At 54.1% G+C, this 12262-nt stretch carries 10 protein-coding genes; 6 read left to right on the forward strand and 4 right to left on the reverse strand.

Annotation, left to right across the window (positions count from 1 at the left end; all coding sequences use genetic code 11):
• Nucleotides 1-205: 205 nt before the first annotated feature.
• The 3 genes from glgX to B5F07_RS09685 form a co-directional block, all read right to left on the reverse strand.
• Nucleotides 206-2317 carry a glycogen debranching protein GlgX gene (glgX, locus tag B5F07_RS09675; RefSeq protein ID WP_087161108.1) on the reverse strand — a complete coding sequence of 704 codons (2112 nt, stop codon included), beginning with the start codon at nucleotides 2315-2317 and terminating at the stop codon, nucleotides 206-208.
• 117 nt (nucleotides 2318-2434) lie between these two features.
• Nucleotides 2435-3055 (reverse strand): response regulator, encoded by a 621-nt coding sequence (locus B5F07_RS09680; RefSeq protein ID WP_087161073.1) that lies wholly within the window; start codon nucleotides 3053-3055, stop codon nucleotides 2435-2437.
• The gene (locus B5F07_RS09685) at nucleotides 3052-4158 is read right to left on the reverse strand and encodes a sensor histidine kinase (protein WP_087161074.1); all 1107 of its coding nucleotides are present in this window, start codon (nucleotides 4156-4158) and stop codon (nucleotides 3052-3054) included. Before B5F07_RS09685 ends, B5F07_RS09680 begins: the two co-directional genes overlap by 4 nt.
• 254 nt (nucleotides 4159-4412) lie before the next feature.
• On the opposite strand from B5F07_RS09685, the gene B5F07_RS09690 reads away from it, so the two are divergent.
• From B5F07_RS09690 to B5F07_RS09700, 3 genes are read left to right on the forward strand one after another with little or no spacing between them, the layout of a single operon-like run.
• Nucleotides 4413-5342: an ABC transporter ATP-binding protein gene (locus B5F07_RS09690; RefSeq protein WP_087161075.1), complete on the forward strand. Its 930-nt coding sequence runs from the start codon at nucleotides 4413-4415 to the stop codon at nucleotides 5340-5342.
• An 18-nt stretch (nucleotides 5343-5360) separates the two neighbouring features.
• On the forward strand, nucleotides 5361-6545 hold the full coding sequence (locus B5F07_RS09695) for an ABC transporter permease (RefSeq protein WP_087161076.1): 1185 nt from the start codon (nucleotides 5361-5363) through the stop codon (nucleotides 6543-6545).
• Nucleotides 6532-7677: an ABC transporter permease gene (locus tag B5F07_RS09700; protein WP_087161077.1), complete on the forward strand. Its 1146-nt coding sequence runs from the start codon at nucleotides 6532-6534 to the stop codon at nucleotides 7675-7677. Before B5F07_RS09695 ends, B5F07_RS09700 begins: the two co-directional genes overlap by 14 nt.
• A gap of 99 nt (nucleotides 7678-7776) precedes the next feature.
• On the opposite strand, the gene B5F07_RS09705 is transcribed toward B5F07_RS09700, so the two are convergent.
• Nucleotides 7777-8793 (reverse strand): LacI family DNA-binding transcriptional regulator, encoded by a 1017-nt coding sequence (locus tag B5F07_RS09705; RefSeq protein WP_087161078.1) that lies wholly within the window; start codon nucleotides 8791-8793, stop codon nucleotides 7777-7779.
• A gap of 219 nt (nucleotides 8794-9012) precedes the next feature.
• On the opposite strand from B5F07_RS09705, the gene B5F07_RS09710 reads away from it, so the two are divergent.
• From B5F07_RS09710 to B5F07_RS09720, 3 genes are read left to right on the forward strand one after another with little or no spacing between them, the layout of a single operon-like run.
• A complete protein-coding gene (locus tag B5F07_RS09710) occupies nucleotides 9013-10413 on the forward strand; it encodes an L-fucose/L-arabinose isomerase family protein (RefSeq protein ID WP_087161079.1) in 1401 nt (466 codons plus the stop codon).
• A 46-nt stretch (nucleotides 10414-10459) separates the two neighbouring features.
• A complete protein-coding gene (locus B5F07_RS09715) occupies nucleotides 10460-11284 on the forward strand; it encodes a transketolase (RefSeq protein ID WP_087161109.1) in 825 nt (274 codons plus the stop codon).
• On the forward strand, nucleotides 11284-12246 hold the full coding sequence (locus B5F07_RS09720) for a transketolase family protein (RefSeq protein ID WP_242972491.1): 963 nt from the start codon (nucleotides 11284-11286) through the stop codon (nucleotides 12244-12246). Before B5F07_RS09715 ends, B5F07_RS09720 begins: the two co-directional genes overlap by 1 nt.
• The last annotated feature ends 16 nt before the right edge of the window (nucleotides 12247-12262 follow it).

The following is a 12262-nucleotide window of genomic DNA, read 5'->3' on the forward strand; positions in this document are numbered from 1 at the left end:
AAGCGGAACGTTCCGAACACAGTTGGTTCGGATTGTTAGTCTGATGCGGACAGGAGTTCCTATGAACGAGTGTCTGTATCAGGCGTTACAATCCTTCCAACGGGTGAGGTAAAGTGGAGCCTGCACCGTGATGCATCATCCTTCCGGACTGTGGACCGTTTCGGATACAATTTTATCGCTGAAATATAAACTCTGTGCGAAAGATTTATTTTTTCACCCCCACAAAGACGATCACGGACCGTTCTCCGAGGAGCAGTGTCTTTTCTGCCGTCGGCATCTGCCCCTCCGGGAAGGTCTGCTGTTTCGGGTCGCCGGTGTTGACAGCAATCTTCCAGCAGTAGTCTTCCGGAAGATCCGGGAGTGTCAGGTTCGCGGCGTTCCAGTGTGCATTTACAGCCACATATACAAGATCTTCCCTCTGTTCTTCCTCGTCGTATCCGGCGAAGAGGACGCAGGAGACGAAGGCACTTTCCGGGGCGTCGGGTTTTCCGGGAGTGAGCCCGTGGAGGCTCATGGCAGGCAGCCCGATATAGCTTGGCTCCAGGTCTTTACGGATGGCAGGATGAGCCTTGCGGAATGCGATCATATAACGGAAGAACTCAAAGAGGTCTGTATTCCTGTCGAGAAGGGACCAGTCCAGCCAGGAGATCTGATTGTCCTGGCAGTAGGGGTTATTGTTGCCGTAACGGGTGTCCCCGAATTCGTCGCCGGAGAGAAACATGGGCGTCCCCCGGCTGCACATCAGCGCCGCACAGGCATTTTTCATCATTTTCATGCGCAGGGCGAGGATCTCCGGATCTGAGGTCTCACCTTCCTCGCCGCAGTTCCAGCTGTTATTGTCGTCTGTCCCGTCCGTATTGTTCCAGCCATTTGCCTCGTTGTGTTTCTGATTATAGCTGTACAGGTCATTGAGAGTGAAACCGTCGTGACAGGTGAGAAAATTGACGGATGCGTTTCCGCCCCGGGACTCCGGATCGTAGAGATCCTGGGAGCCCGTCATCCTCTGGGCGGCGATCCGTGCCATGCCGGGATCTCCTTTCAGGAAGCAGCGCATGTCGTCCCGATAGCGTCCGTTCCATTCCGCCCATCGTTTCCATGAGGGAAAGGAGCCCACCTGATAGAGACCGCCGGCGTCCCAGGCCTCGGCGATCAGTTTCACATTGCCGAGAATGGGGTCAAATGCCAGGCTGCGCAGGAGCGGCGGCTGGTTGAGAGGCGTGCCGTCCTCATTTCGTCCGAGGATGGACGCCAGGTCAAAGCGGAAGCCGTCCACGCGGTAGTCCGTCACCCAGTACCGCAGGCAGTCCAGGATCAGTTCCTGAACGACCGGATGGTTGCAGTTCAGGGTGTTTCCGCAGCCGCTGAAATTGTAATATTTGCCGTCCGGTGTCAGCATATAGTAAATATTATTGTCAAATCCCTTGAAACTGAAACAGGGACCGTATTCATTTCCCTCGGCGGTGTGGTTGAACACCACGTCGAGGATCACATCAATTTCATTGTCGTGGAGCGCCTTGATGAGCCGCTTGAGTTCCATGCCTTCCCGGTTGTATTCGATCTGGGAGGAATAGCTGGTGTTCGGGGAAAAGAAGCAGACCGGGTTGTACCCCCAGTAGTCAAGCAGCTGGTTCTCGTCGATCAGACGGGCGTCCCGCATCTCGTCAAACTCGAAAACCGGCATCAGTTCCACTGCGTTTACCCCGAGATTTTTCAGATAGGGAATCTTTTCCTCAAGTCCGCGGAAAGTGCCGGGACAGGCAACGTTGGAGGAAGGAGATCTGGTAAAGCCACGGACATGGAGTTCATAGATGATCAGATCTTCCATGGGAATCGTCGCATTCCGTTCCAGTCCCCAGTCAAAGTTGTTCTGGACAACCCGGGCGCGGTAGCCGTGCTGGGCATTGTTCTTGCAGCCCCAGTGGCTCTGGCCGGTGACGGCGCGGGCGTAGGGATCCAGAAGAATTTTCGTGGGATCAAAGCGCAGCCCTTTCTTCTCGTCGTAAGGTCCGTCCAGGCGGTAGGCGTATTCAAATTCTTCCACGTCCAGACCGAATACAATCATGGAGTAGACGAATCCGATCCTGTAGTTGTCCGGAAATTTCAGGGCGGCATAGGGCTCTTCGGCTTCCCGGTGGAAGAGCAGGAGCTCGCAGGATGTGGCCCCGTGGGACTGAATGGTAAAATTTACACCCCCGGGAATGACTGTGGCGCCAAAAAAGCGGAAGAATCCCGGGCGAACCTGGAAGCCTTCTATATTGTCAAGAGGTTTAAGCTGACGGCCCGGAACAAGAACCAGGTCGGATGTGTGAAGTGACATAGGGCAGTCTCCTTTCTGTGTCTGGTCTGCAGTCCGCTTTCTGGTTTTCCATTTTCCGGAAAACCAGAACTTTTTCCGGCGAACCCGAAACTTTTCCGGCAAATCCGGACTGCAGGTTTATTTTCGCTCCAGATAAAAGATCGCAGCCTGGGTGCGGTCACGCAGGCCAAGTTTATCCAGAATGGCTGTTAAATAGTTTCTCACGGTTCCCTCGCTTAAATACAGGCGGGAGGCGATCTCCTTATTACTCAGGCCTTCGGCAATGAGAGCAAGTACGTCGGTTTCCCGTTCGCTTAAGCCCCAGGCCTCGCAGTCAAAAGCAGCTTTCTTCCCGAGCAGATCCGGAATCCGGGAGACGATGGAGCCGCCGAATACGGTCTGCCCGGAGCAGACGGCGCGCAGAGCGGGAACGATATTCTGGTAATCCTGTTTCAGAAGGTACCCGCAGGCGCCGATTTTCAGTGCTTTTATAATATATTCATCATCCTGAAAAGTGGTGAGCAGAAGAATCCGCGCATCCGGATATTCAGCCAGGATCTGCGAGGCGGCTTCCAGACCGTCCACATCTTTCATGCGGATGTCCATCAGAAGGACATCGGGCAGATGGTTTCGGTAGAGGTTCAAAGCATCGCATCCGTCCTCAGCGGTGGCAGCCACTTCGATATCCGGCTGTGCCTCAAGAATCATTTTCAGGGCGCTTACGACAAGGCAGTCGTCGTCGATCAGTATCAGTCTCATATCTGTCTCTCCTTTGGAACTGTAATCAGAATCCGAAATCCCTTTTCTGTAAAAATATGCATATTTCCGTGCAGCTTCTCCACCCGCTCCTGCATGTTGGAAAGACCGATCCCCGTTCCGCCGCCCGGGAAACGTCCGTCTGTACCGGAGCTGTCTCCCGCCGTCTCCCCGTTATCCTCGATGGAGAGCTGATACAGGGCGGGATGCTCCCGGACTGTGACAGCGGCCCGGGTGGCATTGCTGTGGCGCATGATGTTGGAAAGCGCCTCTTTGGTGATATTGATAAAGCTGTACCGGACTTCCCGGGGAATCTCCCTTCCTGCATCGTACTGGTAAGTGACCGGACAGAAGGTGAAATCCCGGATCAGCGAACGCAGTGATTCATCCAGATCCACCGCGTCATCGTGCAGATCGTGGACGCTTCTGCGGATGCTGTCCATTGCCTCGCCAAGGGTGCTGTCCAGCGACTCCAGGGGATCGGAGAGCTGTTCGTTTTTATTGATGGTTTTCAGGGCTCCGGTGAGCAGGATGGAGCGGGAGAGCAGATGTCCCACATTGTCGTGGATCTCCCGGGCGATCCGGTTGCGCTCCCGGAGGGTGGCGGTGTAGATCTGATAGTCCTGGTTTTCCAGGAGGGTCCGGTTCTTCTCGGTCAGCAGCAGATCCCGCTCCTTGCTGTCATCCTGGGTGCGCCGGAGGGCCTCTGTGAGCGCCTCGTTCCGGGCGGAGAGGCTCACCAGGAGATACGCCGCGGCGAATCCGAAGAGCTCCAGAAAGAGAAGGAGCCCGGGAAGCGGGTGCAGTGCCAGCGCGAGCACGGCAAAGGCGGCGCCCCCTGCGGCCAGTGTCCGGAAACACCGGTGAATCATGAGGATACACGCCACTGCCGGGTAAAAGTACAGAAACGGCTCCAGGAAGAAGGAGGCAGTGAAAAACAGGAGAGAGGCTCCCGCCACCGCTGCGCTGCTGTCAAGGGAAAGGCCGATGCCGCAGACGATCAGCGCGCATAGAAACGCACACACATACCGGATATCCGGCAGTGTGAAAAAAAGCGAAAACATACAAAGCGCAAAAACCGCCGCCAGGCTTGAAAAATGTCTCATTTTCCTGTCATCGACCGTTCCTTTCCCTCAGAATCCGGGTGCAGAAAAAACACCAGGTGCCTCAATTATAGCATGATTTTCAGACCGGCGGAATACTTCGTTGGGATTATGACATTTGTCATATGCTAAAGTGACAGGGGACACTACAGGAAAATGTCGGATCAGAGTATAGTATAGATACAGGGAACGAAGAAAATGTTTTCGGAACAAGACGGTAAACTGTGAATATTGCGGTATAGAAGGAGGAAACGACAGTGGTTCAAATAGAAAATCTGGTGAAGCGGTACGGCGATGTGATCGCACTGGATCATTTTAATCTGCAGGTAAGGGAAGGGGAGATCTTCGGACTCCTCGGGCCAAACGGCAGCGGCAAGACCACAGCTATCGGCTGTATGCTTGCCCTGCTGAAGTTCGACCGGGGGAGCGTGCGCATCATGGGTGAGGAGATGGCGCCGGACAATTACCGGGTGAAGCGGCAGATCGGCGTGGTGATGCAGGATGTGGCGGTGTTCGAGGAACTTTCCGTATACGACAATATTGATTATTTCTGCGGACTGTATGTAAGTGACCGGAAGCGGAGAAGAGAACTGGTGGAGGACGCCATCCGATTCGTGGGACTGGAGGATTACCGGAAGACATATCCCAAAAAGCTCTCCGGCGGACTCTTAAGGAGGCTCAACATCGCCTGCGGCATTGCCCACAGACCGAAGCTGATCATCCTCGACGAGCCCACTGTGGCAGTGGACCCGCAGAGCCGCAACCGGATCCTGGAAGGGATCTGCGAGCTGAACCGGCAGGGCTCTACCATCGTCTACACGTCCCACTATATGGAGGAGGTGGAGCAGATCTGTACGAGGATCACTATTATGGACCACGGCAGGAGTATTGCCTCGGGGACAAAGGAAGAACTGAAAAGAATGATCAAGACCGGGGAGACGATAAGTGTGGAGACGGGGATGGCAGAGGAAAGACTCATGAACAGGCTGGGAAGTCTGCCGCCGGTGTTCGATGTGAAATACGAGGAGGGCATGCTGGTGGTGCGCTGCACCAGATCCGAGGGCAGTTTGGTCAGCATTCTGAAGATTCTCCAGGAAGAGAATATTCCCTTTGGACGGGTCTATTCGGAACCGCCCACGCTCAACGACGTATTTCTGGAGATCACAGGGAAAGCCCTGCGCGACTGAGAAAGGAGAGGAGAACTTATGCTTCATCTTGTGAAATATGCGATGAAAACAAAGCTCCGCAATTTCAATAATGTGGTATTCTGGCCGCTTGTCTTTCCACTGGCGCTCGCAACCCTTCTATACCTGGCAGTGAGCGGCATGGATGAAGCGGATTTCGAGACCGTGCCCGTGGCGGTAGTGATGGCACAGGCCAGTGCGGATCCGACGGCGGAAGCGGAGACAGATGGAAATACAGGGCCAGAGAGCAATAATGGGGCAGATCCGTTTCTGCTATTTCTGGATTCTGTGGAAACGGAATCCGATCTGATCCGCACGGAAGAGATGTTCTGGGAGGATGCACTGGACGCTCTGGAAAACGGAGAGGTGGAAGGTATCTTCTGTACCGGGGCAGCGCCTTCCCTGCATGTGTCTGGAAGCGGACTGCCGGAGACGATCCTGCAGTCGCTTCTGGACAGCTATATGGAAGGAAAGCAGACACTGGAGGATATCGCACAGACCCACCCGGAGGGGATGGAAGACGCCCTGGGCGCCATGGAGAATTATCGTCCAGTGGTCCGGCAGGTCTCTCTGGGAGGAAAGACCACCGATGGGACTGCCCAGTATTTCTACGCGCTGATCGGCATGGGATGTCTGTACGGGAGCTTTATCGGGTTCCAGTGCGCCATGAGCCTGCAGGCAAATCTCTCGCCTGTGGCGGCACGGCGCTGTGTCTCCTGTGTGCACCGGCTGAAAATGATTGCCGCGGAAGCAGCGGCTGCCTTCGGGATTCATTTCGTAAATATGCTGATTCTTCTCATTTATCTGAAATATATCCTGCGCCTGGAATTTACCGGGTCCTACATCCGCATGGTTCCCGTGGTGCTGGCGGGAAGTATGATCGGAGTGGCGATGGGACTTTTTGTCAGCAGTTTCGGACACATGAAGGAGAGCGTGAAGATCGGGATTCTGATCGCCGTGTCTATGGCAGCCAGCTTCCTGGCAGGGCTCATGAACCCGGATATCAAAAATGCGGCGGAACAGCATTTTCCGGCGCTGCGGCTGATCAATCCGGCTTCCCTGATTTCGGACGCACTGTACTGCATTAATGTATACGATGCGCCCCGCAGGCTGATGACAGATCTTATCATTCTCTTTGTCATGTGCGGCGTGATGATTTTCGGGGCATTTCTGATGGTGAGGAGGGAACGCTATGACAGTATTTAAAGCATATATGAAGATCACGAAGAAAAATATCTGGCTTATCGTTATGTACCTGGCGATCTTTTACGGCCTGACCATTATGTTTCAGCAGTTCACGGCCACGGACGGACTTTCGGACTACCGGGCAGAGAGTGTGCCCGTGGGGATTGTGGACCGGGACGGCGGTGCGGCAGCAGAGGGGCTGATTGACTATCTCGGCAGGAGCAACCGGATCGTTCTGGTGGAGGATGATACGGAGAGCCTTCAGGAGCACCTGTTTTACCGGGATGTGGAATATATTGTAAGGATTCCGGAAAACTTTATGGAACGGTGTATCCTGGGCAGTGGGACGCTGGATGTGACTGCAGTGCCGGACACCTATGCGGGATACTATATCGGGCAGCAGATCAGCAGCTACATCAACTTCGCATCCGTGTATGCAGCAGCGGGATTTACCGAAAAAGAGATTGCAAAAGCCATGGAAACGCGGGAGGAAGCGGAGGTTGTGCTTCATGATTTCAGCGGAAACGGAGGCGATGCGCCGGGATACACTTACTATTTCCGGTATCTGCCGTTTCTCCTTCTCAGTGTGATCTGCTATGTGTTGGGATATATCCTGCTTGCATTCCACCGGGGAAAGCTTCGGGACCGGATGCGTGCCTCGGCGGTCTCCGCCCATCGCCAGAATCTGGAGGGCATGGCTGCCGCGGGGGTGATCTCCCTTGCCCTGTGGGCGGTCTGCATCCTTACCTCCGCACTGATCTACGGGAAATCATTCCTGGAGAGCCCGGGGTTATACTACTATCTGCTTAATTCCTTCGCGCTCTTAGTGGTGTCCCTGGCTGTCGCCTGGCTGATCGGCATGGTGGTGAAAGACTCCAACGCGCTCAGCGGTATTGTAAATGTTGTGGGGCTCGGCATGTGCTTTCTCTGCGGCGTGTTTGTGGAACAGGATCTGCTTGGCAGTGCGGTCCGGAGGGCGGCGCAGTTTTTCCCGGTATACTGGTACGAGTATGTCAACAACCTGCTGACAGAGTCCGGGAAAGTCCTGGAAAATGTGCGCGCAGAGATCTTCCGGGGGATCGGGATTCAGTTCCTCTTTGCTGCGGCGCTGGTGTGTGTGACCATGGTGATCGTGAAGAGAAAAGCAGTATGATTCCCAGATGCCGCCCTCTCTGAAAAAGACAGGGAAATTGCGGAATTAAAAGCGCAGCTTGCCAGTCTTTCATCCGGCGGCAATTCGGGAAAGTAATTCTTACTTTCCCGTCGATCCTCTCTTCATCAGCGTAGTGGCAATCTCAATCTTAACCGCAGGCTGGGCAGGAGACTCCAGCAGTTCGATCAGCCGTTTCGCAGCGGCTTCTCCCAGGTACTGCTTGGGAACGTGAACTGTGGAGAGTGGCGGTTCGATGACTGTGGAAGCGGGCATATTGTCGAATCCGGCGACAGCGATATCGCCGGGGATGGCAAGGCCCGCTTCTTTTATCGCCTTCATGGCGCCGATGGCGATCAGGTCATTGTCGGCAAAATAGCATCGGGCAAGTTCCTCCCCGTTTTTTATGATCTCCATCATATCCGCATACGCTCCTTCCACAGAGGGCGTGAGCAGATGGACGGTGCTCTTTGAGGCGGACATGCCGCAGGAGCGCACAGCGTTGAAAAACCCGGTGGCACGCTCGGAAAAATTGCTGATCTGATAGGAGGAGCGCAGATACCCGGGCTGCTTTTTGTACGTCCGGGTCAGGTGCATGGCGGCAAGATAGGCGCCCTGCATGTTGTTGATCAGCACGCAGTTGCATGGCACCGTCTCAAAATATGCATCCAGAAGCACCAGGGGAAGGTTCAGGGCAAGAAACTGCCGTACATCCTCCGGTTTCATCTCTGTACCCAGAAGGATGATTCCGCAGCAGTCGGATACCCTGAGATCTTCGATCTGTCTTGTCAGCGTCTCTTCATCTTCCTCATAAAAATAGCTGATCTTCAGTTTATAGTTTTCTTTTCGGCACTCCAGGGCAATCCCTTCCGATACCTGGGAAAAGAAGGGGGTATCCGCCACGACGGTGCCGTGTTTTTTATAAATAATAAAGTAAATCGAACCCTGCCGGACATTCTTATCCGCGATCCGGGTGAAATCATATCCGTATTTCTCGGCGGCTTCCAGTACCGCCTGTCTTGTCTGCGTGCTCACGCCGGGCTTGTGGTTTAAAGCCATGGATACGGCGGCTGCTGAGAGGTTCAGCTTCTTTGCCAGTTCTTTTGCAGTGATTCCCATTTAAAGTACCCCTTTCATCATCTTTCAGAAGTGTTTCTTCTTTCTCTCTCAGAAGGATTTTCTTTTCTCTCTGAATTTGAATTAATTATACAGGAGTAAGTATAAATAAAGCAACAATTCAGTTAAAAATTAAGTGAAAAACACTGAATATTGTAGTGAAGTTAAGTGAAAAGGCGACTAAAATGAAGCCAGAAGCCGAAGAAAAGGAGAGTGCAGATCATGAAAAGAATCAGACTGGGCTATGCGCCTACCAGAAGAAGCATCTTCAGCGCGCCGGACGCGGTGAAGTACAGAGGACTTACAGCGGACCGATTAAGGGAGATGGGAGTGGATTTTGTCGACATTACAGATATCAATGAAGAGGGGCTTCTCTACGACGACAACGATGTGGAGAAGATTGCCGCGAAATTCCAGGCAGAGGGCGTGGACGGACTTCTTCTCGCCCACTGCAATTTCGGCACCGAGTTTGTCTGTGCCAGACTGGCAAAGAGACTTGGGGTTCCGGTCCTTCTGTGGGGGCCGCTGGATGAGCGCCCGGAGCCGAACGGAGTCCGCTTAAGAGACACCCAGTGCGGCCTGTTTGCCACGGGTAAAGTGTTGAGAAGATTTCAGGTGCCCTTTACCTACCTGACCAACTGCCGGTTGAGCGACCCTGTATTCGAGCGCGGGGTAAAGGATTTCCTGGCGGTATGCAGCGTGGTGAAGACGTTCCGGAATATACGGATTCTCCAGATCTCTACAAGACCTTTCGAATTCTGGTCAACCATGTGCAACGAGGGAGAGCTTCTGGAGAAGTTCAACATTCAGCTTTCCCCGGTGCCCATGACGGAACTGACTGAGGAGATAAAAGCGGTGAAGAAAGACCACGCCGCAATGGATCAGATGCTTTCGCAGATCCGGGAGACAATGGACGTGCAGATCAAGGAAAATGAAGTGGAAAATGTGGCGGCTCTTGCTCTTGCCATGTTAAACCTTGTGAAAAAATACGGATGCCAGGCAACGGCAATCCAGTGCTGGAACGCCCTGCAGACGGAGATCGGCATCATGCCCTGCGCGGCCAATGCGATTCTCAACGAGATGGGAATCCCGGTTGTCTGCGAGACAGATATTCACGGCGCAGTGACAGCGCTGATGGCAGAGGCAGCGGCGATGGGAGAGATGAGGAGTTTCTTTGCGGACTGGACGATCCGCCATCCGGATATCGAGAACGGCGAACTCCTTCAGCACTGCGGCCCCTGGCCTGTATCTGTGGCAAAGGAGAAGCCCATTCTTACATACCCGCTTGCTTTCGACCATCCGGGAAGCCTGACGGCGGAGGCGAAACACGGCGAGGTGACGCTGTGCAGGTTCGACGGGGACAACGGTGAATACTCCCTGCTCCTGGGAACTGCAAAAGGCGTAGACGGACCGAAAGGAATGGGAACCTACCTCTGGGTTGAGGTGGAGAACATCAAACGTCTGGAGGCAAAGATTGTGGAAGGACCTTATATCCATCACTGTGTCGGCATCCATAAAAATGTGGTTCCGGTTCTCTATGAGGCATGCAAATACATCGGTGTGAAGCCGGATCTGTACGACCCCATCGAGGAAGAGGTTAAGGCATATCTGCGCGGCGAATGAAGTGCAGGGGAATAACCGGAAAACAGAATCGGAAAGGAAGATGAGCATGAATTTAAAAGCACTGGCGTATCAGTTGAGAGAAGATGCCGTCAATATCATTTGTTCCGGAAAAGCCGGGCATATCGGCGGCGACATGAGTGTGATGGAGGTTCTTGTGGAGCTGTATTTTTCGCAGATGAATATCAGTCCTGAAAATATAGACGACCCGGACCGGGACCTCTTTGTATTGAGCAAGGGGCATTCCATGGAGGCATACTATGCGGTCCTGGCTGAGAAAGGGTTTCTCGACAAGGAGGATATCCTGAAGAATTTCAGCCGTTTCGGCTCAAAATATATCGGTCATCCAAACAACAAGCTGCCGGGAATCGAGATGAATTCCGGCTCCCTGGGGCACGGCCTTCCGGTATGCGTGGGCATGGCCAGGGCCTGCAAAATGGATCACCGGGACAACCGGGTCTATGTGGTGATGGGAGACGGCGAGCTGGCGGAAGGTTCCGTCTGGGAGGGCGCCATGGCAGCGCACCAGTATAAGTTGGATAATCTGTGTGCAGTAGTGGACCGCAACCGTCTGCAGATCTCGGGAAATACGGAAGATGTGATGGGGCATGACGACCTGCATGAGCGGTTCCGCAGTTTTGGCTGGCATGTGATCGACGTGGCGGACGGCAATGACATAGACCAGCTCCACGCGGCATTTGAGGAGGCAAAGACCGTGAAAGGACAGCCTACGGTCCTGATCGCGAATACAGTCAAGGGAAAAGGCTCGCCGATTATGGAAAACAAGGCGTCCTGGCATCATCATGTGCCGGATGCGGAAGAATACAGCCGGATCATGCAGGATCTGGAAGCGGCAAAGGAGGCGCTGATGTGATGATGAATACGAATAAAACCGCGAACAAGCAGATGATCTGCAAGGTGCTGATGGAAGCGGCAGAGAAAGACAGAAATATTGTGGCGCTGTGCAGTGATTCCAGGGGAAGCGGATCATTTACGGCGTTTGCGGACACTTATCCGGAGCAGTTCGTGGAGACGGGAATCGCGGAACAGAACCTGGTAAGCATTGCCGCAGGTCTGGCAAAATGCGGCAAGAAAGCCTACGCGGTATCTCCGGCATGTTTCCTTTCCGCGCGCAGCTATGAGCAGTGCAAGGTGGATGTGGCATATTCCAATACCAATGTGAAGCTGATCGGCATCAGCGGCGGAGTCAGCTACGGTGCCCTGGGAATGAGCCATCATTCGGCGCAGGATATTGCGTCCATGAGCGCCATCCCCAATATGCGTGTCTATATTCCAAGCGACCACCTGCAGACGGCGGAGCTGATCCGGGCCCTTTTAAAGGATGAGAAGCCTGCATATGTGCGGGTCGGGCGAAATGCCGTGGAGCCGGTCTACGAGGAGGGAAAGGTTCCCTTTGAGATGGATAAGGCAACTCTGGTAAAGGCGTGTCCGGACGGCGCGGATGTGGCGATCATCGCATGCGGTGAGATGGTAAAACCGGCGTTGGACGCGGCAGAGCTTCTGGAAGAAAAGGGAATCCGTGCCTCGGTAACCGACATGTACTGCGTGAAACCTCTTGACCGGGAGGCTGTGATCCGGGAGGCGGAAAATGCAAAAGCAGTGATTACTGTGGAAGAGCATGCACCTTTTGGCGGTCTTGGATCCATGGTGTCCCAGGTGGTGGCATCCGACTGCCCGAGACGGGTGTGGAATCTGTCTCTGCCGGACGCTCCGGTGATTACGGGAACATCGCAGGAGGTATTTGACTACTACGGCCTGAATGCAGAGGGCATCGCCCGGAAGGCAGAAGAGATCCTGCAGACGGCAGAGAAGTAAAGAGGAGTACAGGATT

Origin of the sequence: Lachnoclostridium sp. An169, assembly GCF_002160525.1 — a bacterium.
GTDB classification, from domain to species: domain Bacteria; phylum Bacillota; class Clostridia; order Lachnospirales; family Lachnospiraceae; genus Mediterraneibacter; species Mediterraneibacter cottocaccae.

What these genes read in the sequence shown, in the direction of transcription:
- glgX (WP_087161108.1), bottom strand. Translation starts at nt 2,317, where the DNA reads ATGTCACTTCACACATCCGACCTGGTTCTTGTTCCGGGCCGTCAGCTT.
- B5F07_RS09680 (WP_087161073.1), bottom strand. Translation starts at nt 3,055, where the DNA reads ATGAGACTGATACTGATCGACGACGACTGCCTTGTCGTAAGCGCCCTG.
- B5F07_RS09685 (WP_087161074.1), bottom strand. Translation starts at nt 4,158, where the DNA reads ATGAGACATTTTTCAAGCCTGGCGGCGGTTTTTGCGCTTTGTATGTTT.
- B5F07_RS09695 (WP_087161076.1), top strand. Translation starts at nt 5,361, where the DNA reads ATGCTTCATCTTGTGAAATATGCGATGAAAACAAAGCTCCGCAATTTC.
- B5F07_RS09700 (WP_087161077.1), top strand. Translation starts at nt 6,532, where the DNA reads ATGACAGTATTTAAAGCATATATGAAGATCACGAAGAAAAATATCTGG.
- B5F07_RS09705 (WP_087161078.1), bottom strand. Translation starts at nt 8,793, where the DNA reads ATGGGAATCACTGCAAAAGAACTGGCAAAGAAGCTGAACCTCTCAGCA.
- B5F07_RS09710 (WP_087161079.1), top strand. Translation starts at nt 9,013, where the DNA reads ATGAAAAGAATCAGACTGGGCTATGCGCCTACCAGAAGAAGCATCTTC.
- B5F07_RS09715 (WP_087161109.1), top strand. Translation starts at nt 10,460, where the DNA reads ATGAATTTAAAAGCACTGGCGTATCAGTTGAGAGAAGATGCCGTCAAT.
- B5F07_RS09720 (WP_242972491.1), top strand. Translation starts at nt 11,284, where the DNA reads ATGATGAATACGAATAAAACCGCGAACAAGCAGATGATCTGCAAGGTG.